Below are 23,703 nucleotides of genomic sequence, written 5' to 3'. Positions count from 1 at the left end.
AAAGGTTCCGGGTCTGGGAGCGCCATCCGACGACTCTGGGAATCGACTGCGAGACGTTCCACAGGCCTATTCGCGCGGCTGGCGATTCCTCGGCAACAGGTCGAAGACGTGCCCGTTCTCATTCACCGTGGCGACCGTGCGGCGGCCGGTGCGGGAGTACAGGATTCGGGTGATCGAGCAGTAGTCGATCGGGAAGGTGAGCGGCCGTTCCAGTCCGAGCACGTCCTGCAACAGCACGTTGATGACGCCGCCGTGCGCGAAGGCGACCACGGTGTCATCATGATCCGCGGCCTCGGCGATGGCCGCCGCACTGCCAAGGACGCGGCCGCGGAAGGCGTCGCCGTCTATTTGCTCCGGTAGGTATCCGGCCTTGATGCGGTCGTAGACGGCGCGGAATTCCTGCTGCGCGTCCTCGATCGGAATATAGGCGGGCAGCTCGCGATCGTATTCGGCGAGGCCGTCCAGAATATCGATCTCCAGACCGAGCTTTTCGGCTGTGGGCCGGGCGGTTTCGCGGGCGCGCAACTGTGGGCTGCTGACCACGCGGGCAATGCGATGGTGGGCGAGCGCGGCGGGCACCCGGGCCGCCTGCTCGACCCCGATCTCGGTGAGATCGGGGTCCGCCGGGCCGGTGAGCCCCTGGACGCGTCGCGGCTGGGCATGGCGGACGAGGATCAACTGCACATCCCCACTCTGCCGCACGCCGTCGGCGCGTCCCGCTCGGGGCGGGAAGGGCCTACTGGCCCTGGTTCTTCTTCTTGTTGGTCATCAGGTAGACGATGCCGAGGATCAGCGCGACGATGGCGATGCAGCAGACCGCGCCGAAGATCCAGAAGCTGCCGCCACGCTTGGAGGACTTCTTCTTGGCGGCGTACTCCATGGTGGAGGTCCAGGTGTCCGGATTGGTCCATACCTGGTGGTCCAGCAGGTTGGCCTGGGTCATCAAGTCCAGGTAGTGCATGTGAAACCCCATCTCATCTATTCGGTAGCCCCCTCCCCGGGACTGCTCACAAGGTTAACGGGCAGTCCCGGTTCTGGGAGTCCACTGTGAATCGGCTGTGAACATCGAAACGTTCACAAGATCGCCGAGTCTCTTCGAATCGGGTTACCCCGTACGGGGTTTCACAAGCGGGAAGGGCAGGGTTTCGCGAATACTGCGCCCGGTGATCAGCATGACCACGCGGTCCACGCCGACGCCGAGGCCACCGGTGGGCGGCATGGCGTGCTCCAGGGCCTGCAGGAAGTCCTCGTCGAGTTCCATCGCCTCGGGATCGCCGCCCGCGGCCAGCATGGACTGTTCGGTGAGGCGTTTGCGCTGTTCCACCGGATCGGTCAATTCGCTGTAGGCGGTGCCCAATTCGACGCCCCACGCGACCAGATCCCAGCGCTCGGTGACCCCGGCGATATGCCGGTGCGCCCGTGTCAGCGGGGAGACCGAGGTCGGGAAATCGATGTAGAAGGTGGGTTCCTCGGTGCTCGCCTCGACCAGATGCTCGTACATCTCGAGGACGATCTGCCCGGCGTCCCAGCCCAATTGCCAAGTGATACCGGCCTTATCGCAGAGCAGGCGCAGGCGTTCGGCGTCGGTCTCGGGGCTGATGGTCTCGCCGAGTTTCTCCGACACCGCGCCGTGCACGGTCTTGACCGGCCAGTCCCCGGAGATGTCCACCTCGGTGAGCGTGCCGTCCGGTCCGGGCCGCATGGCCACCATCTTGCCGTTGGCGGCGAGCGCGGCCTCCTGGATGAGCTGGCGGCAGGCGTGCATCATGCGCTCGTAATCGCTGTGCGCCTCATAGGCTTCCAGAATGGTGAACTCGGGGTTGTGGCTGTAGTCCACACCCTCGTTGCGGAAGACGCGGCCGAGTTCGAACACCTTCTCCATACCGCCGACGCAGAGCCGTTTCAGGTACAGCTCGGGTGCGATGCGCAGGTACAGGTCGAGATCGTAGGCATTGATGTGCGTGGTGAACGGGGTGGCGTTCGCGCCGCCGTGCACCTGTTGCAGCACCGGCGTCTCGACTTCCAGGAATCCCCAGCCGTGCAAGGTGTCTCGCAGCGAGCGCACCACGGCGCTGCGCTTGGCCATCACCTCGCGGATATCGGTGTTGATGGCCATGTCGACGTAGCGCTGCCGCACGCGCGCCTCGGGATCGGCCAGGCCCTTCCACTTGTCGGGTAGTGGGTGCAGACATTTTCCGATCATGCGCCAGTCGGCGGCGAGCAGGGATAGCTCACCGCTGCGGCTGCGCCCGATCTGACCGCTGACCTCGATGAGATCGCCGAGATCGAAGTAGGTGTCGAAGTCCGCGCTGCGTTCCGCGCCGACTCGGCCGCGGTCGATGACCAGCTGGATCTCCCCGGACCAGTCGCGCAGCAGCGCGAAGCTGACGCCGCCGTAATCGCGAATTCGCAGGAGCCGTCCGCAGACTCGCACCGTGGTGCCCTGCGGGGAGCGGCGCGCGGCGGCGACGGTGTGGGTCGGGGGATAGGCGACCGGATAGGCGTCGACGCCGGAGTCATTGAGTTTGCGCAGTTTATCCATGCGCACCCGCACCTGTTCGGGGCGGCGCGGTCCGGATTCGGCGAGATCCTCCGGCGGCAGATCGGGCATGCTGCCGTCGGCGTGCAGTCCGGTCATGGTGTCCGGCACCGAGGAACGCAGACCGGTGTGCGCGGAAGCGTTCTGCTCCTTGCCGATTCGCGGCAGGAAGCCCTCGGCGAGCGCGCTGGCGATGGCGACGCGCGGCAACTGGCGGCGTTCCTCGAACATGGAGAAGCGCGGCACCCAGTCCGGCTGATATTTCACATTGGAGCGGTACAGCGCCTCCAGCTGATACCAGCGCGAGAAGAACATCAGCACCGAACGCCACAGGCGCAGTACCGGTCCCGCGCCGATGCGACTGCCCTCCTCGAAGACCGCGCGGAAGACCGCGAAGTTCAACGAGATTCGGGTGATGCCGTACTGGTCGGAGGTGAGCGCCAGTTTGGAGATCATCAATTCCATGACGCCATTGGGGCTTTGGCGATCGCGGCGCATCAGATCGAGCGAGACGCCGGTGCGGCCCCACGGCACCAGGGACAGCATGCCGAGCACCCGCTCGTTCGCGTCGATGGCCTCGACCAGCAGGCAGTCGCCGTCCAGCGGATCGCCGAGTCGGTCCAGGGCCATGGAGAAACCGCGTTCGGTCTCGGTATCGCGCCACAGTTCGGCGCGATGCATGACCTCGCGCATCTCCTCGGGCTCGACTTCCTTGTGCCGCCGCACCCGAACGGTGATGCCCTGCTTGGCGAGCCGGTTCACGGCCTGCCGGACCTGCTTCATCTCCGGGCCCGCGAGCGAGAAGGTGCGGGTCTCCAGAATGGCCTCGTCGCCCAGGCGCAGCGCGGAGAGTCCGGCGCGCTTGTAGGCGGTCGCGCCGATCTCGCTCGCGCCCATGACCGCCGGTGCCCAGCCGTACTGGTCGGCCAGTTTCAGCCAGGCGTCGATGGCGTGCGGCCACGCCTCCTTCAAGCCGATGGGATCGCCCGAGGCCAGGCAGACGCCGAGTTCCACGCGGTAGGTGACCGCGGCCTTACCGCTGGGCGCGAAGACGACGGCCTTATCGCGGCGGGTCGCGAAGTAGCCGAGCGAGTCCTCCACATCCGAGCGTTCGATGAGCCCGCGCAGCGCGGATTCGTCGAGCCCGGTGAGCGCGTTGGTGGCGCGCTGGGACCGGAACAGCACCATCACCGCGGCCAGCAGCGCGATCGCGCCGAACAGGCCGAGCAGCAGGTTGACCAGATGCGGCGGATGCCCGTCGAAGTCCTCGTTGCTGACCAGGATCGCTCCGGTGACCCTCGAGATGGCCCAGAGCGGCCGCTGCTCGTCCGAGGGCAGGCTGCCGGGGAACAGTTCCACCAGACCCCAGCCGACCACGCAGCCGAGCGCCAGGCCGCCGAACAGCACACCGAACGAGCGCAGGATGGTGCCGCCGCGCACCCGCGTGTAGAACTCGCTCCACGCGGCGAGCAGCACACCCATCACACCGAGGTGCACGATCAGCGCGACGAGCGCGTTCACATCGCCCTCGGTGCCGAAGTCCAGGGCGTTGGCGAGCGCGTACGCCGCCATATAGCCGAACAGTAACCACCAGGCGATGCGCTTGCGGCTGGCGGTCGCGCCGGCGAGCAGGCCGACCACCAGCGCCCACACCAGTGAGGTGTCGGGCGCGTCGAAGTAATAGGTGTCGACGTAATGCCGCAAACCGGAGGTCAGATAGCGCAGACCGGGCGAAATACTCCACATGGCGCACAGGACCGCGAAGACGCCCAGGACCAGCCCCGCAACGTGCGGGACTTCCCGGAGCCGCCCGTGTCCGCGATGCGGCACTTCGGGCGACCGCGCGTCGGGTCTGTGTTCGAGTTCCCGGTGCTGCCGGTCCTGCGTCGAAGTCACCGCACCAGTGTGTATGTTGCCGTCGCTCCCGCGCACTCGGAACCCGGTTCGTGTCTTGTCGCGGCTGCCTTACCGACGGGTTGCGGGCCCGATATTTGGTCTCGGGGAACCCGCGGGTGAGGATGTAGCCATGTCGGAACCAGTCGATGTGCCGATCGAAGACGAAGTCATTCGACTCGGCCAATTCCTGAAGCTGGCGAACCTCATCGATTCCGGTTCGGAAGCCAAGAACGTCATCTCCGGTGGCCTGGTGCGGGTGAATGACGAGGTAGAGCTACGTCGCGGCCGCCAATTACAGGCCGGAGACGTGGTCGCCATCGCGGGCCACAAAGCCCGCGTCGCCAACTACTGACCCGCTGACACAGAGCGACCCCGCCCGCCCCGCGGCGACTTGCGCGTCGGGTGGCGAACAGGGCCGCTGAGAGTCTCCCCAGAGTCTCTCGAGAGGGTCTCAGTCCTCGGAACGGACGACGACGCCGTCGTGGTCGCTGTAGACCATGTCGCCCGGGGTGAAGGTGATGCCGCCGAACTCGACCGGCACATCCTTCTCACCCGATCCGGTCTGGGTGCTCTTGCGCGGGTTGGTGCCGAGCGCCTTGACGCCGATGTCCAGCGTCCGCAGGATCGCGGAGTCGCGCACCGCGCCGTTGACGATCACGCCGGACCAGCCGTTGTCGACGCCGCGGCCCGCGATGATGTCGCCGACCAGGGCGGTGTGAATGCTCGCGCCGCCGTCGACGACCAGCACCCGGCCGTTGCCCGGCTCGCCGAGGGTCTGCTTGACCAGCAGGTTGTCCTGGAAGCAGCGGATGGTCACGATGCGGCCGGCGAAGGCTTCGCGGCCGCCGAATTGAATGAACTGGGTGTCGCAGCTGCGGATCTCGGGGCCGATCTCATCGGCTAGGTCGGCGGTCGCCACGATGTTTGCTGATTCGGTCACCCGCTTATCTTGTCAGGGCGAAAATACGCAAATCACGCGCGGTGCGGTTCTTGTAGGCGGTGTACGCCTGGGTGGTCTCCTCGAATCGCGCGAAGATCTCGCCCTTGCGTGCCTCGTCGTCGATGAGGCTGGCGCGCACCGGAATCCGCTGTCCCGCGATGGTGACCTCGCCGTCCGGATTGACCAGCAGGTTCCCGGTCCAGGCCGGATGGTGCTGCTGTCCGAAATTGCTGCCGATCACATACAGCGTGTCCCCGTCGTGCACGTACAGCAGCGGGGTGGTGCGCGGCTGCCCGGACTTGCGCCCGATGGTGGTGAGCAGGATGACGGGCGCGCCGATCGGCCCGAGCACGGTGTATTTGCCGCCGGTGCGCTCGAGTATCCGCCGATCCAGCGGCGTGAGCTTGCGTATCACCAGTGACCCGAGTTTGGTCGCGGCGAATGGACTGGCAACGCGGGAAAGAAGGTTGGTGCGCGAACCCCAGATACGGTCCGGAAACTGCTCACTCATGTCCGGAACATTAGTGCCCGCCACGGTGCGCTGTCCGCCCGTCGCGCTGCTCCGCACCCATTTCCGCGCGGTGAATTCGGTACGCCCGTGCCGACTTCCGGGTGCATACTGAAGAGGTGGCGCTCCCGGAGGAGGACCGGTTGCCATGGTGTACGCGGAGGGCATGAGGTTGGAGTCTGCGATCGACTCGGACGCTGTCGGCGAGACCCGCTCGCTGCTCACGGCGGTCGCGGCACGCTTCGCCGCGGCCTGGGAGCAGGCGGGCCAGCCGCCGGAACTGTCCGAATTCCTGCCGCAGGCAATCGAATTCCGCCGCCTGTGCCTGATCGAGTTGATCAAGGTGGATCTGGAGTACCGCTGGATCCGCTACGACTTCCCCAAGCGCCTGGCCGACTATCGCCTGGAATATGACGAACTCCGCTCCGGCCCGCTGCCCCCGGATCTCGCCTACGAGGAATTCCACGCCCTGCGCCGCTCCGGTCGCGGTATCGACGAGAGCGGCTATCCGACCGAGGCCGCGCTCACCGAGGTCGCCTGGGGTGAACGCGACTATCGCAGCACCCTGATCGCCAGCCCGCGCGCCCGCGCCGCCCTGGAGGGCATCGAGGTCGGCGATCGGGTCGACGATTTCGATCTGCTGGTCGAATTGGGCGCGGGCGCGTTCGCCCGGGTCTTCCTGGCCCGGCAGCGTTCCATGCAGCGCCTGGTGGCGGTGAAGGTGTCGCAGAATCACGGCACCGAATCCGAGACCCTGGCGCAGTTGGATCACGAGAACATCGTGCGCGTCTTCGATCAGCGCCTGATGGATGAGCGCGAACTCAAACTCATGTACATGCAGTACCTGCCCGGCGGCACGCTGTCGAAGGTGCTGAGCCTGGTGCGCAAACGTCCCGAGGCGGAGCGGGACGGGAGCTTGCTGCTCGAGGCGGTCGATACGGCCATGCGCGACAAGGGCGGTTTGGTGCCGAGCGAATCGGCGACCCGCACCGCCATCGCCGCGCAGTCCTGGCCGGAGACGGTGGCCTGGCTGGGCAGCAGGCTGGCTCGCGCGCTCGACTATTCCGCCGGAAACGGTGTGCTGCACCGCGATATCAAGCCCGCCAATGTGCTGCTCACCGCGGACGGTATTCCCAAGCTGGCGGATTTCAACATCAGTTTCAGCCTGCACGTGGCGGGGACGAGTCCGCTCGCGTATTTCGGCGGTTCGCTGGCGTACATGTCACCGGAGCAGCTGGCCGCCTGTCATCCGCAATTGCCGGATACCGCCGAGGATTTGGACGGCCGCTCCGATGTCTTCGCGCTCGGCGTGGTGCTGTGGGAACTGCTCACCGGGCATCGTCCCTTCGATGACGAAACCCGCGCGGGCGATTCGGAATCCTCCCTCGAACGCATGCTGCGATTGCGGCAGCGCGAGATCGATCCGCAATACCTGGAACAGCTTCCGGCCGATTGCCCGCCGACGCTGCGCCGGGTGCTGCTGAAATGTCTTGCCCCGCATCGTGACGACCGCTGGCCGAATGGCGCGGCACTGGCGCAGCAGTTGGATCTCTGCCTGGATCACCGCGCCCGCGATCTGGTCGATCCACCGCGAAACAGTCTGCGCGCCAGGGTCGGACCGTGGTCGCTGCTGCTGTTGGTAACGGCCGCGAGCTTCCTCGGTGATTTCCTCGGCATGCTGTACGCGAATCTGCACAATGGCCCGCTGTGGGATGTCTGGTTCACCGACACCGAGCGGCACCACTTGCAAACGGTGGGTGCGGGTTTGGCGTTGTTCACCACGCCCGCGGCGATCATCGTCACGAATTACCTGTGCCGTCGCGCGTTCATCGTGTGGCGCGGTCTGCGCCGGGGCCGCAGTTATGACCCGGAGACCCTGGCTCGCGCGCGCCGGGACACCCTCGTCAATGGCGATCGGGTGGCGCTGCTGGCATTCCTGTGGTGGGTGGTGTCGGCGATCGTGGCGGCGATCTCGCTACTGGTCTACACCGATCTGTCGATGGGTCAGCTGGTGAATCTGACGGCGACACTGCTGGTTTCGGGTGCGGTGGCGGTCGCGTACCCGTTCTTCCTGGTGACGTTCTTCGTGGTCCGCTGTTTCTATCCGCGCCTGCTCACGCACGGTGAGATGGCTGGTGATCAGGACGCGTTGCGGGCGCTGGGCCGCCGCTGCACCCGCTATCTCGCGGTGGCCGTGGCGATTCCGCTGATCGGCGTGGTGACCAGTCTGCTGTTCCTGACCCCGCACGAGGTGTCGCTGGCGATCGGCCCGATCAAATGGCTGTGCGTGGCCGGTGTGCTCGGATTCCTCGGCGACTATTGGCTTTTCCGGCAATTGGAGGCGGATTTGCGGGCGTTCGAGCGCGCGGTGTCCTCGCACTCCGACTTCCGCTGACATTCGGTGCGGTCGCCGAGATTTCAGTGCAGCCAGAGGAACGCGAACAGCAGTAGCCAGAATCCGCCCGCCGCGACCCCGGCGATGGCGAACGCCTTGTCCTGTCGTTTCGGATCGATGCCGATGGCCGCCACCCCCAGCGCCACCGCCGGAATCGCGGTGATGCCGCAGATGAATCCGAAGACGCCGAGCACGAATGCGGTGAGCCCCATGCCGTTCCACTGCTGCTGCCGATGCTGGCGATAGAACATCGGTGCGTTCGCGGGAATCGCCGCCATGCCCGGCATCGGCGGCATGGGCCGAACCACGGGCAGCCCGGTCAGCACCACATCGAGATCGGCGAAGGTGCGGGCGTTGAAGGTCAGCCCTATTCGTTCGGAGAGTTCGTCGGCGGTGATCCGGCCATCGCGGAAACACTGATTGAGGCCCTCGATCACGCGTTCCCGGTCGGCATCGCTGGCTCGCAGTTGTGCGGCATTCCAGTGCGGTTGCATGTGGTTCTCCATCGAACCCGAAGCGGTATAGGTCTTCTCACCGAGATTAGGCCGGTCCCGGCGGACCGCACCGCAATCGAGACCGGAACCACAGAGAACGCTCAGGCTCGGCCGTGCCGTTCTTCGTACGACTGTCGTTCGGCGGCTTCGCGATCGCGCCGATCGGCATCGGCGAGCGCCGGATCGATGCCGTGCTTGATGAGTTTGTTGCGCCGGAACACATAGGTGAGCGCGACCGTGAAATAGATGAGCGGCAGATACAGCAGCGCCATCATGGCCAATCGCATCCAGAGCGGGCCGGGGATGAGCAGGAACAGGCACAGCACCGGAATGATCGGGATCAGAATGCGGAGCAGATAGCGGCGGGTCGCGCCGGGACCGATGACGTCCTCGCGAACCCAGTCCGACATCGCGGGCGGCAGCGTGCGGCCGCAGATATAGCCGAGGCGCTGCGCGAGGGTCGGGGTGCTGCGTTCGGGCATGTGCCCAGCATCCCCGCCGTGGCCGAATCGGACAAATATTCGGGGGGTCGGCGGCTTTGGCGACCCCGGGCGATCAGGCGCTGGTGCGTTCTTTGTGGAATGCGGCGACCTGCGTCACCAGGTTGTGCGTGGAGCTCTTCACGGCCAGTTTCACGAACGGCTCGATGGTCTTGCCGAGTAGTTTTCCGGCGATGCCGCCGGGCACGCGGTAGTCGACGATGGCGTCGATGGTGCAGGCCTCGTCACCTTTGTCGTGGAACAGGAAGGTGGATTCGATTTCGAAGCCCTTGATGGACTTCACCGCGATGGCTTTACCGGGTTCGTGCCGCACGATTTTGATCGTGGAATGCAGTGAGACCGGGCCGAGTCCGATGGTGCCGTCGAAGGTGGCGTCGACGCCTTCGGTCTGTTCGGTCAGCGGTGTGAAGCTGTTGATCTCATTGATGAATTTGGGCAGGTTGTTGTAATCGTTGACGTAGGCGAAGGCGGATTCCGCCGAGGCGGTGCAGTCCGCGACGATCTTGACTTCGGTCATGCGCACGACAGTAACTTGTTGCAAATTCATGCGCAGATGATGAGGTGAGCGCCACAATCGGACCGCACGGCCGATTCCTACGCGGTGACCGCCAGCGTGCCCGCGACCCCGAACACCACCGCCATCAGCAGCACCTCGAAAATCGCACGGCGCAAAGAGGATTCCGCGTCCATGCGGTGATCGGCGGCCACCGGCACCCAGCTGCGCCGCCACCACCAGCCCAGCGCCAGCAGCGCGAGCAGAATCACCGTCTTGGCCAGCAGCAGCCGCCCGTATCCGGTGGTCGCCAATTCGGTGAGCCCGCCGATCCGAACCAGGCCGTTCACGATGCCGGTGCCGGTCACCGTCGCCGCCAGCGGCAGCGCCCAGCGCGAATAGCGGGGGAGCAGCACCGCCCACTCGCCCCGGGTGCGCACGGTCAGCGCCAGCGCCAGCAGCACCCCGAACCAGGCCGAGGCGGCCAGCGCGTGCACCGCGCCCAGCACCGATCCGAAACTCTGCTGCGACATATGCCCGGTGATCGGGCGCAGCGCGAGCGTGACCGCGGTGAACACCAGCACCAGATCCGCCGTCACCCGATCCGGATTGCGAAAACCGAAGGCGCTGTACAGCGCGACCGCGCCGCTGCCGATCAGCAGTGCGATGCCGATCTGCCCGCCGCTCACCGTGGTGAGGTAGTCGCCGAACTGTCCCGCGCCCAACTTCGCGACCCGAATGCCCTGTACCTCGGAGGCTTCCAGCACCAGCATGGCGAATTCCGTCACCGCCCAGACCCCCGCGGCGACGGTGAGCAGCCGCCACGGCGGGGACAGGCGTTCGGACAGCCGGGGTAGCGCGGCCGCGCCGAGCACGATCGCGCCCGCGCAGTCGGCGAGCACCCGTACCGGCGCCTCCGCCTGCACGGGATCGTTCGCCGCGAGCGCCCAGGCCAGCGCCCAACCGCACAGTGCGAGCGGAATGACCAGCAGCAGTAGCCATCTCAGTTGGCTGCTGCCGCCGGTCGGGCCGCGCTCGCGGCGGCGATCGGTGCGGTCGGACCGGTTCACTTACGCTGCTTGCCCCGTCCGCCCAGCAGTGCGAACGCCAGCCCGCCGCCGAACAGCACCACCGCGCCCGCGATGAACACCCACAGCGGCACCCCGCCGTCGGAACCGCCCGATTTGGCCGAGGAGTCGGCCTTCGGTCCGGGAGTTCCGGTGCCCGCCTTGGTGAGGGTGAAGGTGCGGGTGCCGCTGACCGGATGGCCGTCGGCCGAGGTGACCCGGTACGCGATCTTGTAATCGCCGGTCGGGCCGAGTTCGCCGACCTCGATGCTGACGGTCGGGCCCTCCACCTTGGGCTGGCCCTTGGACCACAGATTGCCGTCCGGACCGGTGACGGTCATGGACGGATAGCTCTCCTGCAGGTTCTCGTTGAAGGTGACGCTGGCCCGCGCGGGGGAGACGTCGATCTGCGCGCCGTTCTCCGGGCTGGAGCCGATGGCGGCCGAATGCGCGTTCGCCACACCGCCGCCCAGCAGGGCGAAACCGGTGATCAGCAGGCCGGTCAGGACTCCGGCGAAAAGCTTGCGGCTCATGACTTGCGACCGCGGATGACGCTGCCCAGACCCAGGGCCGCACCGAGCGCGCCCAGCACCAGGCCGATACCGCCCAGCCAGCGCGCGGTGTTGTCGGTGTCCTTGGCTTGCTTGGCCTCGGTGGTGGTCGCGGCGTGATCGTCATCGCCGCCACCGGCCGCCAGGGTCAGCGCGGGGGCCGGGTGCTCGGGCTCGCTGCCGTCCGGGTTGTCCTTCTGATCCCAGACCACGACCTTGCCGTCGCTGTAGGTCTGGGTGGCGGGGAAGGCGACCTTCTCCTGCTTGGGCAGCGCGACGGACAGCACGAACCGCTGGAATTGACCCGGCGCGACACCGGCATTGCCCGGATCGGCGGTCCAGGTGACGGCCACGGCCTCACCCTTGTCGTTCTTGTCCACCTTGGACGTCCAGCCCGGCAGCGGCTCGGTGCGCGCGCTCTTCAGATTCGGCAGCACCACACTGACTTTGGTGGTGGAGGCGGTATCGGATTCGGTCGGCACCTTGAAGGTGGCGACCGCGTACCCGCCCTGCGACGCACCCGGGGCGTCGACGGTGACATGCGCGGACGCGACTCCGGCGCCCAGCAGCGTCAAACTCGCGGCCGCGACAACCGTGCCGAGCGCGCGCGAAGAGGAAATAAGCATGAGTGAATGGCCTTTTCTGGCAAAGGGTTACGGGTGAGAGGAAGTCACGCCGCGACCGGCGGAGCCCGAGACCCATTGCCCCCCACCGCGAACCGCCCCAGCGATCCGGCCAGCGCGGCCCAGCGCTCGGCGGTGCGCCGGACAGCCGGTGCCACGGGCCGGGTGAGCACCGCTCGAACCGCCTGCGAAACAAGCCCGTACAGCCGCTCGGCCGCCAGAATCAGCACCGCGAACACCACGGCGGCCACGGCATGCGCTGCCGCCATGGCGCCGTCGTTCACGAAATCCATTGCCCCCGAGACATGCCCGTGATGGGCCGCGCCGCTCAACGCCAGATGGCAGGCCGGTTGCCCGAGCACCATCAGCACGGGCAGCGTGCCGGGGGAGTGCAGTACCGCCGCCGACGCGCCGATCGCGGCACTGATGAGCAGTAACAGCGTCGATCCGGCCGAATCCGGATAGCCGCCGCCCGCGATCCCGTGCGCGGCGATCGCGAGCACCACCATCGCCACGCCCGCCAGAGAGCCGCGGAATGCCTTGTGCGGCAACCGCGATGCGGAACCGCGCACGGAAACGGGCTGCGGGCGCGAATCCCGGCTGCCTGCTCGTACGCGGTGCTTCATCGTCGGGTACTGCTCAGTTCACGCCGAGGCGGGCGAGCACATCGGCTTCGATGCCGGAGAGCTCGTTCGAGATGGAGGCGTGCACGGCGCGCCGCCGCTGCACGGGCATCTGCGCGGCGGTGCGCACGGCGGTCGTCAGGCTCTCCAGCCGATCGCGGGTGGCGGCGACGAACTTCTCGGTATCGGAATCCTTCGGGTTCTTCTTCTCCAGATCGGTGAGCGTGCTCTCCACATTCGCCAGCCGGGCCTGCAATTTCGCACCCGGACCGGCGAACTCGCCGAGCTGATTCACCCCGACGCCCAACTGCTGCGCCCGGCGGGTGTCCAACTGCCCGCGCAATATGGTCGCGCCCCGATAGGCGAGCGGTGCGAGCACCGGCACCAGAATCCGGGCGACCCCGAGATACTTGCGCACCGAGGCCACACTGAACGGATCCCGCTCGGCCCTGGCGGCCAGCTTCACCGCGGCCTTCTCCTCGGCCTGCAACTTGGAGATCTCCGCATTGGCGACCTTGCGCTGCAACCGCACCTCGCCCCGATGCTTCTTGCGCTCATTGCGAGCCCCGAGCTTGGCCTCCATACCGGCCTTGTGCTTCAGCGCCTTGGCCTCAGCCCGCCGGCTGACCTTCTTCTTGCGCTTGGTGAACAACCCCATAGATGGCCTCCGTCATGCTGGTTCGCCATGGCAGCACAGGGCCGGGGGAATTGCCTGTCCGCCCATGAAACACAGTTTGATCGCCACCCTATCGTTTCCCCAGCCAACCGAGCGAACACCATGCCCAATCAACGAACCACGTATCCCCGCGGTTCGAGACACAGACGCTGACGCAAGGTCTCGCGGCCCTTCGTCATTGGGGGTTTGGGGGCGAAGCCCCCAAGACTCAGCGTCAGCGTCCCCCTCTTCCCTCTGTCGGGGGTTCGGAGGCGGAGCCCCGGAGTGTTTTCGCACCACCCGGGGGTGCGCGCCCCTCGCTCGCATCATCTTCTCCGCGCGCCGAGGGGCGCGGGGGTCGGAGTGTCGGGGGATGAGGCCATACTGCTATCCGTGTATTCGGGCATCGGTGACCATGGCGAGCGGGCCGCGTTTCTTGACGCGCGGGCCTTGATCGGCTGCCGGCACCGGCTGCTTTTGGACTCCTCGCACCCACAGGTGCTGACCGGAGTCATCGAAGACGCCGGTGTGCAGCAGCGGCGGGATGCGGCGGCCGCGCATCGAATTCAGGTGCGGGACACCCTCGTCGGCGGTGATCCGGAGCGCTGGACCGTGATCGATCCGGGCATGTCGGCGGGCCGTCGCGCGGAGGCGACGATGGCGGCGATGGCGGCGGGCGCGGATCGCATCTGGGGTGGCCTGCTGCCGCAGGAGGCGGACACGGGTCGGCGCGGTGGTTGCGAAATCCTGTGGCGGGACGTGGATCGCGGCGGTTACATCCCGATCGTGGTGGTCAATCACAAGGTGACCGATCCGCGGCAACCGGATCCGGCCGATTTCCATCCGATCACCAGCGGCCTGTATTCCTGGACCCCCAAGCCGGACCGCTACGTCCGCACCCGCCCGCAGCCGCGCGATCAGCAGCGCCTGGCGCACCTGTACCGCATGTTGCAGCGGCACGGCTTCGCCAGCCCCGCCCTGGTGGGTGGCGCGATCGGATATGCCTTCGACCGCATCCTGATTCACGATCTGGGCCCGATCCTGGACGATTACGACCGTCGCTACGCGGACCGCATCGCGGTGGTGCGCGGTGAACTCCCGACGGTTCCGTCGAAGGTCCCCGAATGCCGTCAGTGCCCGTGGTGGACCCGCGCTCCCGAACCGGGCGCGCTCAGCTGTGAGAAGTGGCTGGCCGAACACCGCGATATCAGTCTGGTCGCCCCGGGCGCGCGCGCCGAGGTGCTGCGCCGCCACGATGTGAACACCATCGACGATCTCGCGGCCTGGACGGGCGATGATCCGGACGACTGGCATTTCGAGCCGTTCACCGAAACCATTGTGACCGCGCGTGCCTGGGCCACCGGAGCCCCGCTGGTCCGTCGCGTCGATCAGGTCCGGGTGACCCGCGCCGACGTCGAGGTGGATGTCGATCTGGAGAGCTTCCAGGAGCACGGCGCATACCTGTGGGGCACTCTCCTGGACGGTGTCTATCGCCCCTTCGTCACCTGGGATCCGCTGCCCACCGAGGATGAGGGCCGTTCCTTCGCCGAATTCTGGGCGTGGCTGATGGAAACCCGCGCGCAGGCCGCCGCGGACGGCAAAACCTTTGCCGCCTACTGCTATTCGCGCACCGCCGAGGACAAGTGGCTGTACGAGTCGGCCCGTCGTTTCGCGGGCATGCCCGGCATCCCGACCGAGCGCGATATCCAGAAGTTCGTGGACAGCCCGCAGTGGGTGGACATGTTCCAGGCGGTGTCGGAGCAGTTCATCTGCCCGAACGGCAAGGGCCTGAAGAAGATCGCCCCGGTCGCCGGTTTCGCCTGGCGCGATCCGGAAGCCGGCGGTGAGGCGTCCATGAGCTGGTATCGCCTGGCCGTCGGCTACGACGGCGGCGATCCGGACATGTCGCAGCGCACCCGCATCCTGGAGTACAACGAGGACGATGTGCAGGCGACGAAGGTGTTGCGTGACTGGATGACAGATCGCGCCGATGCCGAGGTTCCCGCCATCGCGGATTTCGCGCGACGTAATATCGCGTCGTGACCGAACACGTCGAGCACCTGGAGTTTCAGGCCGAGACCCATCAGCTGCTGGAGCTGATGATTCACTCGGTGTATTCGAATAAAGACACGTTCCTGCGGGAGCTGATCTCGAATTCCTCGGACGCGCTGGACAAGCTGCGCCTGGAATCGTTCCGCGACAAGGATTTGCAGGCCGATATCTCGGATCTGCACATCGAGTTGTCGGTGGATCGGGATGAGCGCGTGCTGACCGTCCGCGATAACGGCATCGGCATGTCCCGTGCCGAGGTGGTGGATCTGATCGGCACGCTCGCCAAGTCGGGAACCGCCACACTGCGCAAGCAGCTGCTGGAAACCAAATCCGACGCCGCCGCCGAAGAGCTCATCGGCCAGTTCGGCATCGGCTTCTATTCGACCTTCATGGTGGCCGACAAGGTCACCCTGACCACCCGCAAAGCGGGCGAAACCACCGGCACCCGTTGGGAATCCGCCGCGGGCAGCTCCACCTACACGATCGAGGAACTCGACGAGGCCCCGCAGGGCACGTCGGTGTCGCTGCATCTCAAGCCCGCCGATGACGAGGACCACCTCTTCGATTACACGATGGAGTGGAAGCTCCGCGAAATCGTGAAGAAGTACTCGGATTTCATCGCCTGGCCCATCCGCATGGATGTGGAACGCACCGTCATGGACGGTGAGGGCGAGGAGCAGACCGAGAAGACGCTCACCGAAACCCAGACCCTGAACTCCCAGAAGGCGCTGTGGACCCGCCCCCGGAGCGAGGTCACCGACGAGGAGTACAAGGAGTTCTACAAGCACGTCTCGCACGCCTGGGATGACCCGCTGGAAGTCATTCCGATGAAGGCGGAGGGCACATTCGAGTATCAGGCGCTGCTGTTCCTGCCCTCGACCGCCCCGTTCGACCTGTTCACCCGTGAGCACAAGCGCGGCGTGCAGCTGTACGTGCGCCGAGTGTTCATCATGGACAACTGCGAAGAGTTGATGCCGGAGTACCTGCGCTTCGTCAAGGGCGTGGTGGACGCACAGGACCTGTCGCTCAACGTCTCTCGCGAGATCCTGCAGCAGGACCGGCAGATCCGGATGATCCAGAAGCGTCTGGTGAAGAAGGTGCTGTCCACGGTCAAGGATTTGCAGAAGGCCGAGGATCAGTCGAAGTACCAGACGTTCTGGCGCGAGTTCGGCCGAGTTCTCAAGGAGGGCATGCTCTCCGACTCCGATAATCGCGAAACCATCCTGGGCGTCTCGTCTTTCGCGTCCACGCATTCGACCGAGGAGCTCACCACCCTCGCCCAGTACGTGGAGCGGATGCCGGAGACCCAGACCGCGATCTACTACATGACGGGCGAGTCCCGCGAGCAGATCGAGAACTCCCCGCATATGGAAGCCTTCAAGGCCAAGGGCCTCGAGGTGCTGGTGCTGACCGATCCGGTCGACGAGATGTGGGTCGGTTCGGTACCCGAATTCGCCGGTCAGCCACTGCAATCCATCGCCAAGGGCGAGGTGGATCTGGAGTCCGAGGACGAGAAGAAGGAGTCCGAGGCGCTGCGCGAGGCGCAGGACAAGGATTTCGCGGATCTGCTCGGCTGGCTGACCACCACCCTGGACGAGAATGTGAAGGAGGTCCGCCTGACCTCCCGCCTCACCACCTCGCCCGCCTGCATCGTGGGCGACGTGTTCGATTTCACACCGCTGCTGGAGCGCATGTACCGCGCCTCCGGTCAGACGCTGCCCGACTCCAAGCGCATCCTGGAATTGAACCCCGGGCATGCCCTGGTCACGGGCCTGCGCGATGCGTTCGCCAAGGTGAAGGACGACGCCGAGAAGCCCGCCGATCTCACCGAGACCGCCGAACTCCTCTATGGCACAGCGGTGCTCGCCGAGGGCGGCGAACTCAAGGATCCGGCGCGCTTCGCCCGGGTGCTCGCGGAACGCCTCACCAAGACCCTCTAGTCGGCGGTTTTCGGTCATACCCGGTTCGGCGCGATTGTGACGCGCGCGATGATCCGCCGAACCGGGGAACTCGTTCGAACGCCATACGTTGTACTGCTTGGTCGTAAGTTTTTCGTGTTCGTGTCTCACATGCTCGCGCTGAACATCGTGCGGGCGCTTCTCTTGCCAGGCAAGTTGCAAGTCGCCTTCTGATTCGACCCGGTCGCCGTGACCGCGGCGGCCGATGCAACATCCAGCAGGAGAAAGTTATGGTTCAGGGCACCGTCAAGTGGTTCAACGCGGAGAAGGGCTACGGCTTCATCGCCCGCGAGGACGGCCCCGATGTGTTCGTTCACTACTCTGAAATCGAAGGCAACGGCTACCGCCAGCTCGAAGAGGGCCAGGCCGTGAGCTTCGAAATCACCGAGGGCAAGAAGGGTCCGCAGGCCGCGGCCGTCCGCCCCCACTGAGATTTCCGGCAGGGCGCTGAAGCCTCCGCGTCCGCCGACCTCGTGAAATAACAAGGCCCGCACGGTAATCCGTGCGGGCCTTGTGCCGTTTCAACGCTTAACGCGGTGCCATGCGCAGTGCGCCGTCCATGCGGATGGTCTCGCCGTTGAGGTAGTCGTGCTCGGTGATGTACTGCGCGAGCTGCGCGTACTCGTCCGGGCGACCCAGGCGGGACGGGAAGGGAACCCCTGCCTCGAGGCCCTTGCGGTATTCCTCGGTGACACCGGCGAGCATCGGGGTGTCGATGATGCCGGGGGCGATGGTGTTGACGCGAATGCCGAACTGCGCCAGGTCACGCGCGGCCGGGATGGTCATACCGGCGACGCCGCCCTTGGAGGCGGAGTAGGCGATCTGACCGATCTGCCCCTCGAACGCCGCCACGGAGGCGGTGTTGATGATGACGCCACGCTGGCCGTACTCGTCGACCGGCTCGGTCTTGGAGATGGCGTCGGCGGCCAGCCGCATGACATTGAACGAGCCGAGCAGGTTCACGGTGATGACCGTGCGGAACAGCTCGAGATCGTGCGGGCCGTTCTTGGACAGGATGCGTCCCGCCCAGCCCACACCGGCGCAGTTGACGACGATGCGCAGTGGCACACCGGATTCCACGACCTTGGCGACCGCGGCGGCCACCTCGTCACCGCTGGTGACGTCGGTCGGGATCAGGGTGACACCGGCCGGGACGCTGTCGCCCGCGCGCTCGATCGACTGGGCCAGGTCCAGGCCGAACACAGTGGCGCCGGCGTCGGCGAGGCGCTTGGCGGTGGCCGCACCGAGGCCGGAAGCACCTCCGGTGACGATGGCGGCGGAGCCGGAAATCTCCACGGTGATTGGTCCTCTCGAACGTGGAGCGCCCTCTCACTGGCCCTCCGTCAACAAGCACACTAGTGGGGGCGGACACAGTCCGATTCAGGGGCACCGGAAGACGACTATCCAGTTTGCGAACATGGGTGTTCGTTGAGTGCTACTGTCGCTGCTATGAACGCCCACGCGGCCCGACGTTCGCGCCGTGGTCTCCTAGCTCCCGCCCGGCAGGTCGCCGGGCAACGCATCCTGATCACCGGCGCCGCCCGCGGTATCGGGGCGGCTCTCGCCCGGCAGTTGCATGCCCACGGCGCCCAGGTGGCGCTGCTGGGCATCGAAGAGGGACTGCTGGCCGAGGTCGCCGCCGACTGCGGTGAGGCCCCGTGGCGCTACTGCGATGTCGGCGATCCGGCCCAGGTGCAGCGCGTGGTCAACTCGCTCACCGCCGAGCTCGGCGGTTTGGACGCGGTGGTGGTGAATGCCGGTATCGCCCGGCAACTTTCACTGCTGCACGGCGATCCGACGGTGCTGGAGCAGACGCTCACGGTGAACGTGCTCGGCGCGTACTACACGCTGCGCGCGGCGGGCCCGCATATCGCGCATCCGGGCGGGTACGTACTGCTGGTGTCCTCGCTGGCCGCCGCCATCCACCTACCCCTGGCCGGTGCGTACAGCGCGTCCAAGGCCGCGGTCGAGGCGCTCGGCGACACCCTGCGCATCGAACTGCGCCATACCGGCGCGAAGGTCGGCATGGCCTACTTCGCCGAACTCGACACCGATATGACCAGCCGCGGTTTCGGCACCGATGCCGCGCGCAGCATTCTCGGCCGCAGCACGGTGTCGGGCATCGCACCGCTGGGCCCGGCCATCGACGCCATGGAACGTGCCCTGGCCCGCCGCTCGCGCCGGGTGTTCTCGCCGTACTGGGTGGGTGTGGTGCTGAGCTTCCGAGGGGTCGGGCAGCGGGTTGTCGACTACGCTCTGCGGCACGGTGTCGCACCGGGTTTGGAAGTGGCGCGCACCGAACCGGTGGCCTTCACCACCGAGCAGCCCGCCCGCCCGAGCAGAATGAGGAAGCTCGCCTGATGCCCGATTCGGCAGTCACCTCCCGCCAACTGCCCCGCGGCCGCCACGGCCTGCCGCGCGAGACGGTGGTCGCCGCGCAACGCGACCGCATCCTGCTGGCAATGGCCGAGGCGATGGCCGAAAACGGTTATGTCGGAACACCTGTGGCCGCGGTCATCAAACGCGCCGGTGTTTCGCGTGAAACCTTCTACGAGCAATTCCGTTCCAAGGAAGACTGTTTCGAGGCCGCGTACGAGCGCGCGGTGGAACTCATGCTCACCGGCATACTCGCCGTCACGGGTGCGGAGTTCGACGGGGAAACCCAATCCGAGCGCATCGAACGCGTGCTCGGCGCCTACCTGGACGCCCTCGCCGCCGAACCCGCCTATGCCAGACTGTTTCTCGTCGAGGTGTACGCCGTCGGCCCCGAGGCCATCATCCGCCGCACCAACCTCCAGGAAACCTTCGTCGCCATGGTCGCGGACATCCTGCGCGCCGATACCGAGGAACAGCGTTTCGCCTGCCAAACCCTGGTCGCCGCCTTGAGCGCCATGGTCACCAACCGCATTGCCGTCGGCGATATCGACGGCCTGCGCGCCCTCCGCGAACCCCTGACCAATCTGGTCCGCCGCGCGGGCGCGCTATTCGGCGAGAGTCCGCTCGACGACTGAGAAGCCGAATCAGGCGGTGCGTTCCTCGACGGTGACCGCTTCGTCCGCATCCGGTTGCTCGCCGATCCGTGCGGAGTTCTTGCGCCGCAACAGCATCAGCACCGCACCGGCCGCCGCGGGCAGTACCGCGCCGAGGGCGATATTGCCCAGCGTCCCCAGTTCCGGTGCCAGCGCGCCGAGCAGCGTGACCGCGCCGAAGTACAGGAACAGCAGTCCGGAGCAGAGCGCGATGGCCCGCTCGGGAATGTGCTTGCCGACCGTCACGCCGATCAGGATCGCGAGTCCGCCCGCCGCGACCATGCCCGCGACCGAGCCGATCCATACCGCGATCCAGCCGTTCTTGGTGGCCAATGCCATGGTCGCGAACATGGTGCGGTCGCCGAGTTCGGCGAGCAGGAACGCGGACAGCACCACCAGGAACGCCGACCGCGATTTCGTTTGCGGCGCGACCGTTTCGGCGTCGTCCTCGGGCGCGTTGCCCGGCAGCAGTTCGCGCAGCGTCCACAGGCCGACCGCGATCAGGGTGGCGGCGGCGAAGAACGCGATGAGTTCGGTGGGCAGTGCCGCGCCGAGGAAGTGCCCGACGCCGACGGCGATGAGGTTCACCAGAATGCTGGCGACGGTGATGGCGCTGAGCACGACCCACCAGCGGTAGCGCAGCGCGAACGTCAAGGCCATCAACTGCGATTTATCGCCCAGTTCGGCGAGGAAGAGCGCGCCGAAGCTCAGCAAAATCGTGGTGATCATGAAATGTCAGCTCCCAGGTTCTCCGGCCTGCCGACTGAATTGCGGGGGCGCTTCAGCCGACATCCGCACCGTGATCGGTTTGGTTGTCATGGCCGAAGGTCTCGCCCACCGGTGAATCCCGGTTCACGCAGCCGGACCCGAGAGCGGATCAGTATGTCGACTACGCGATTGGGGGCTACTCCCCTTCGCTCTGACACACCCTACTCCGGCAAACCCGGCATTCGCAAACGCGTGTAGTCGAAATCGCAATGCGCACAATAAGTTTGGACGCACTGCCGAGAGGTTTCGGGAACCCTTAAGCGGCCAGCAGCATAGCCAGAACCGCGGTATCGGGATCACTGATCGGATCGACGCCCACCCGCGAAACCATCGAGGTCACCGACCCGTCCATATCGGTTTCCACCCAGGCCGCCCGATGTTCGAGCCCCAGATGCGGCAGCCCGGGCAGCAGCAAGGTCCCGGAGGCCGCGCCCGCGCATTCGGGCAGTGACGGCCGCGTCTCGCGCGGCGGATGCAACATGATCAACGCGGGTGGCACATGTTCGGCAAACCTGCCGGGCGCCAGCGCGGCTTCCCCGAGCACGGTCCCCTCGGCGATGACGAGCCCCACCATTCCCGGCTGCGGATCATCGGGCAGCTCTTCTCGCGCCCCGAACACGGTGGTGGTGGGCAACAATCCCGGCAGACTGGCCACCCGCACCGCCAACACCAGCAACTGCGCCCACTCCTTGGTGGAGTCCGGCCAGCGCCCCGAAATCACGAACCCGTGCAACGACCCATGCGCCTGAAACGGCAACACACCGATCTGCTCGCTCATCGCGGCCTCCCGAAGTGAAGAAATCCGGGGCGGCTATGCCCGTCCTAGTAGTACCCGAGTTTGTACCCGGTTATGTCTGGCACACAAGTACCAAAGAGTGCCAGCACCCGCCCATCCCGCCCGCCATCACACCCCCCGAACACACAAAAGCCCCGCGAATCAACCGATTCGCGAGGCTGCTGCGCTGAGAATCCGGGGCTGCGTCCCGGGTTCCCTGCCCACCGGGTCCCCGAACCCGTGATCAAGCCGGGCGTGTCTCGGGGCGTCCCAGTGGAGGTGTGGGGCGGAGCCCCACGAAGTCCCGGCCTATCAGCCGAAGATCAGGCCCTTGCCCTGGGTGACGGCGCGCGCGAAACGATCCTGCACGTCCGCCCAGTTGACGACGTTCCAGAACGCGGTCACGTAGTCGGCCTTGACGTTCTTGTACTGCAGGTAGAAGGCGTGCTCCCACATGTCGACCTGCAGCAGCGGGATGATGCCCAGCGGCACGTTGGCCTGCTGGTCGTACAGCTGGAAGGTGAGCAGCTTCTGGCCCAGGGTGTCGTAACCCAGGACGGCCCAGCCCGAGCCCTGCAGGCCGTTGGCCGCGGCGGTGAACTGCGCGCGGAACTTGTCGAACGACCCGAACTGGTCGTCGATGGCGGCTTCCAGGTCGCCGACCGGCTTGTCGCCACCGTTGGGGGAGAGGTTCTTCCACCAGATGGAGTGGTTGGCGTGGCCACCGAGGTGGAACGCGAGGTTCTTCTCGTTCAGGAAGATGCTGGCGTGATCGCCCGCCTCACGGGCGGCTTCCAGCTTCTCCAGCGCGGCGTTCGCGCCCGCGACGTAGGCGGCGTGATGCTTGCTGTGGTGGATCTCGTTGATCTGCCCGGAGATGTGGGGCTCCAGGGCGCTGTAGTCGTATTCCAGTTCTGGCAGCGTGTACTCAGCCACGATGTCCCTTCCTCAGTGTCGGGGCTGTGTGCCCTCGGCGATTGTGCCCGGCGCACCCAACCATCATTCGTACACCCGCTTCATGGCAACCGGGGTGTCTGCCCCCACATTCCGGTGTACAGCCGGTTATCCCAACCCTTGGACTGGCCGTGATCGGAACCCGGGACGGATCGGCGGCGCTCATGGTGAAGGCCGCATCGCGGATCGCGATGCGGCCCTGGTCTGCGCCGGGGGCGGCCCGGAAGTTACAGCGGCGGCACGATATTCGGCTTCATGGTGCGCGGATCGCCCGCGTCGTGCGCCTGCCACCAGCGCACTCCGCCCGCGATGAATTCGGTCAGCGGCAGTTCGGCGCCCTGCTGATCGGTGACGATCATGCCGTCGAACCACACCCGCACATCGAGTTCGCGCGGATCGATGCCTTCTTCCTGGGAGATCTCCAGCATGTGCGCGGCGGGCCGGTCCTCGAGGACGGTGTCGAAGCTGAGCAGTTTGCTCCACTGCGCCCAGGCGCGGTCGCTGAGGTCGAAGAATTCCCAGCCGTGCAGCGCACCGCCGCCGAAGCTGCTGACGGCGTCGTGCAGGCCGTCGAGTTCCAAGGGCAGTACGACCGGGTCGAGGTCGTCCCAGCGCTGGCGGCGCAGTGAGGCGGCGACGCGGCTGACCCCGGTCAGGGTCAGGTAGAGATCGCAATCGGCGGGCGGTGGCCCGCTTTCGGGGAGAGTGAGGACATCGAGTTCCAGCCGTAGTGTTCCGGCCGCCGCGTCGACGTCGATTCCGAGGCAGGTCGCCTCGGACAGTGCGGTGTTGAGTCCGGTGATGTCCAGTCCGTCGAGTAGCCCCCTGCTCACAGTCATAGCGCCAGGCTACCGATCTTGCCTGGACCGGCTGAGGATTTCCG

The 23,703-nt window shown here is 66.4% G+C and carries 25 protein-coding genes; 7 read left to right on the top strand and 18 right to left on the bottom strand.

Features of this window, described 5'->3' with window-relative positions; genetic code table 11:
- Positions 1 to 66: 66 nt before the first annotated feature.
- The 3 genes from ACFVUS_RS21210 to lysX form a co-directional block, all read right to left on the bottom strand.
- Positions 67 to 684: a histidine phosphatase family protein gene (locus ACFVUS_RS21210; RefSeq protein ID WP_387768676.1), complete on the bottom strand. Its 618-nt coding sequence runs from the start codon at positions 682 to 684 to the stop codon at positions 67 to 69.
- A gap of 52 nt (positions 685 to 736) precedes the next feature.
- Positions 737 to 961 carry a hypothetical protein gene (locus tag ACFVUS_RS21205; protein ID WP_387768674.1) on the bottom strand — a complete coding sequence of 75 codons (225 nt, stop codon included), beginning with the start codon at positions 959 to 961 and terminating at the stop codon, positions 737 to 739.
- A gap of 144 nt (positions 962 to 1,105) precedes the next feature.
- Positions 1,106 to 4,435: a bifunctional lysylphosphatidylglycerol synthetase/lysine--tRNA ligase LysX gene (gene lysX / locus ACFVUS_RS21200; RefSeq protein ID WP_376072903.1), complete on the bottom strand. Its 3,330-nt coding sequence runs from the start codon at positions 4,433 to 4,435 to the stop codon at positions 1,106 to 1,108.
- Positions 4,436 to 4,565: 130 nt separating this feature from the next.
- On the opposite strand from lysX, the gene ACFVUS_RS21195 reads away from it, so the two are divergent.
- A complete protein-coding gene (locus ACFVUS_RS21195) occupies positions 4,566 to 4,787 on the top strand; it encodes an RNA-binding S4 domain-containing protein (RefSeq protein ID WP_387768672.1) in 222 nt (73 codons plus the stop codon).
- Positions 4,788 to 4,886: 99 nt separating this feature from the next.
- On the opposite strand, the gene rraA is transcribed toward ACFVUS_RS21195, so the two are convergent.
- Positions 4,887 to 5,375: a ribonuclease E activity regulator RraA gene (gene rraA / locus ACFVUS_RS21190; RefSeq protein WP_387768670.1), complete on the bottom strand. Its 489-nt coding sequence runs from the start codon at positions 5,373 to 5,375 to the stop codon at positions 4,887 to 4,889.
- A gap of 4 nt (positions 5,376 to 5,379) precedes the next feature.
- A complete protein-coding gene (locus ACFVUS_RS21185; protein ID WP_387768668.1) occupies positions 5,380 to 5,886 on the bottom strand; it encodes a nitroreductase family deazaflavin-dependent oxidoreductase in 507 nt (168 codons plus the stop codon).
- Between the two features lie 163 nt (positions 5,887 to 6,049).
- Between ACFVUS_RS21185 and ACFVUS_RS21180 the strand changes: the two genes are divergently transcribed.
- Positions 6,050 to 8,278 carry a serine/threonine-protein kinase gene (locus ACFVUS_RS21180; protein ID WP_387768666.1) on the top strand — a complete coding sequence of 743 codons (2,229 nt, stop codon included), beginning with the start codon at positions 6,050 to 6,052 and terminating at the stop codon, positions 8,276 to 8,278.
- Positions 8,279 to 8,301: 23 nt separating this feature from the next.
- Here the strand turns inward: ACFVUS_RS21180 and ACFVUS_RS21175 are convergent, their stop codons facing one another.
- The 8 genes from ACFVUS_RS21175 to ACFVUS_RS21140 form a co-directional block, all read right to left on the bottom strand.
- Positions 8,302 to 8,772 (bottom strand): DUF1707 domain-containing protein, encoded by a 471-nt coding sequence (locus ACFVUS_RS21175; protein WP_387768664.1) that lies wholly within the window; start codon positions 8,770 to 8,772, stop codon positions 8,302 to 8,304.
- A 101-nt stretch (positions 8,773 to 8,873) separates the two neighbouring features.
- The gene (locus ACFVUS_RS21170) at positions 8,874 to 9,254 is read right to left on the bottom strand and encodes a DUF5313 family protein (protein ID WP_387768661.1); all 381 of its coding nucleotides are present in this window, start codon (positions 9,252 to 9,254) and stop codon (positions 8,874 to 8,876) included.
- 73 nt (positions 9,255 to 9,327) lie between these two features.
- Entirely contained in the window at positions 9,328 to 9,789 is a 462-nt protein-coding gene (locus ACFVUS_RS21165; protein ID WP_387768658.1) for an SRPBCC family protein, read from the bottom strand.
- A 77-nt stretch (positions 9,790 to 9,866) separates the two neighbouring features.
- Entirely contained in the window at positions 9,867 to 10,835 is a 969-nt protein-coding gene (locus ACFVUS_RS21160) for a copper resistance D family protein (protein ID WP_387768655.1), read from the bottom strand.
- Complete coding sequence (locus ACFVUS_RS21155) at positions 10,832 to 11,365, bottom strand: copper resistance protein CopC (protein WP_387768652.1); 534 nt, start codon at positions 11,363 to 11,365, stop codon at positions 10,832 to 10,834. The genes ACFVUS_RS21160 and ACFVUS_RS21155 overlap by 4 nt, the downstream gene beginning before the upstream one ends.
- The gene (locus ACFVUS_RS21150; protein ID WP_387768649.1) at positions 11,362 to 12,009 is read right to left on the bottom strand and encodes a YcnI family protein; all 648 of its coding nucleotides are present in this window, start codon (positions 12,007 to 12,009) and stop codon (positions 11,362 to 11,364) included. Before ACFVUS_RS21150 ends, ACFVUS_RS21155 begins: the two co-directional genes overlap by 4 nt.
- Positions 12,010 to 12,053: 44 nt before the next feature.
- Entirely contained in the window at positions 12,054 to 12,632 is a 579-nt protein-coding gene (locus ACFVUS_RS21145; protein WP_387768646.1) for a hypothetical protein, read from the bottom strand.
- A 13-nt stretch (positions 12,633 to 12,645) separates the two neighbouring features.
- Positions 12,646 to 13,287: a DUF6474 family protein gene (locus tag ACFVUS_RS21140; protein ID WP_387768643.1), complete on the bottom strand. Its 642-nt coding sequence runs from the start codon at positions 13,285 to 13,287 to the stop codon at positions 12,646 to 12,648.
- A 390-nt stretch (positions 13,288 to 13,677) separates the two neighbouring features.
- Between ACFVUS_RS21140 and ACFVUS_RS21135 the strand changes: the two genes are divergently transcribed.
- From ACFVUS_RS21135 to ACFVUS_RS21125, 3 genes are all read left to right on the top strand, one after another.
- Positions 13,678 to 15,327 carry a TM0106 family RecB-like putative nuclease gene (locus ACFVUS_RS21135; RefSeq protein ID WP_387768640.1) on the top strand — a complete coding sequence of 550 codons (1,650 nt, stop codon included), beginning with the start codon at positions 13,678 to 13,680 and terminating at the stop codon, positions 15,325 to 15,327.
- The gene (gene htpG / locus ACFVUS_RS21130; RefSeq protein WP_387768637.1) at positions 15,324 to 17,276 is read left to right on the top strand and encodes a molecular chaperone HtpG; all 1,953 of its coding nucleotides are present in this window, start codon (positions 15,324 to 15,326) and stop codon (positions 17,274 to 17,276) included. Before ACFVUS_RS21135 ends, htpG begins: the two co-directional genes overlap by 4 nt.
- Positions 17,277 to 17,524: 248 nt before the next feature.
- On the top strand, positions 17,525 to 17,725 hold the full coding sequence (locus ACFVUS_RS21125) for a cold-shock protein (protein WP_033085228.1): 201 nt from the start codon (positions 17,525 to 17,527) through the stop codon (positions 17,723 to 17,725).
- Positions 17,726 to 17,822: 97 nt separating this feature from the next.
- Here the strand turns inward: ACFVUS_RS21125 and ACFVUS_RS21120 are convergent, their stop codons facing one another.
- Positions 17,823 to 18,590, bottom strand: coding sequence for an SDR family NAD(P)-dependent oxidoreductase (locus ACFVUS_RS21120; protein ID WP_364636926.1), 768 nt, complete (start codon positions 18,588 to 18,590; stop codon positions 17,823 to 17,825).
- Positions 18,591 to 18,743: 153 nt separating this feature from the next.
- Here ACFVUS_RS21120 and ACFVUS_RS21115 point away from each other — a divergent pair, with 153 nt between their 5' ends.
- Both ACFVUS_RS21115 and ACFVUS_RS21110 read left to right on the top strand, forming a co-directional pair.
- Positions 18,744 to 19,655, top strand: coding sequence for an SDR family NAD(P)-dependent oxidoreductase (locus tag ACFVUS_RS21115; RefSeq protein ID WP_387768632.1), 912 nt, complete (start codon positions 18,744 to 18,746; stop codon positions 19,653 to 19,655).
- Positions 19,655 to 20,305, top strand: a complete 651-nt coding sequence (locus ACFVUS_RS21110; RefSeq protein ID WP_387768629.1) for a TetR/AcrR family transcriptional regulator — start codon at positions 19,655 to 19,657, stop codon at positions 20,303 to 20,305. The genes ACFVUS_RS21115 and ACFVUS_RS21110 overlap by 1 nt, the downstream gene beginning before the upstream one ends.
- A gap of 9 nt (positions 20,306 to 20,314) precedes the next feature.
- On the opposite strand, the gene ACFVUS_RS21105 is transcribed toward ACFVUS_RS21110, so the two are convergent.
- The 4 genes from ACFVUS_RS21105 to ACFVUS_RS21090 form a co-directional block, all read right to left on the bottom strand.
- Positions 20,315 to 21,052 carry a TMEM165/GDT1 family protein gene (locus ACFVUS_RS21105; protein ID WP_387768626.1) on the bottom strand — a complete coding sequence of 246 codons (738 nt, stop codon included), beginning with the start codon at positions 21,050 to 21,052 and terminating at the stop codon, positions 20,315 to 20,317.
- Positions 21,053 to 21,347: 295 nt separating this feature from the next.
- Positions 21,348 to 21,869, bottom strand: a complete 522-nt coding sequence (locus ACFVUS_RS21100) for a peptidase (protein WP_387768623.1) — start codon at positions 21,867 to 21,869, stop codon at positions 21,348 to 21,350.
- A 309-nt stretch (positions 21,870 to 22,178) separates the two neighbouring features.
- Complete coding sequence (locus ACFVUS_RS21095; RefSeq protein ID WP_364636936.1) at positions 22,179 to 22,802, bottom strand: superoxide dismutase; 624 nt, start codon at positions 22,800 to 22,802, stop codon at positions 22,179 to 22,181.
- A gap of 245 nt (positions 22,803 to 23,047) precedes the next feature.
- Complete coding sequence (locus tag ACFVUS_RS21090) at positions 23,048 to 23,659, bottom strand: hypothetical protein (RefSeq protein ID WP_387768618.1); 612 nt, start codon at positions 23,657 to 23,659, stop codon at positions 23,048 to 23,050.
- Positions 23,660 to 23,703 lie beyond the last annotated feature (44 nt).

Origin of the sequence: Nocardia sp. NPDC058058 (assembly GCF_042885355.1) — a bacterium.
Classification (GTDB): domain Bacteria; phylum Actinomycetota; class Actinomycetes; order Mycobacteriales; family Mycobacteriaceae; genus Nocardia.
This window is presented reverse-complemented; position numbering and strand designations above follow the sequence as displayed.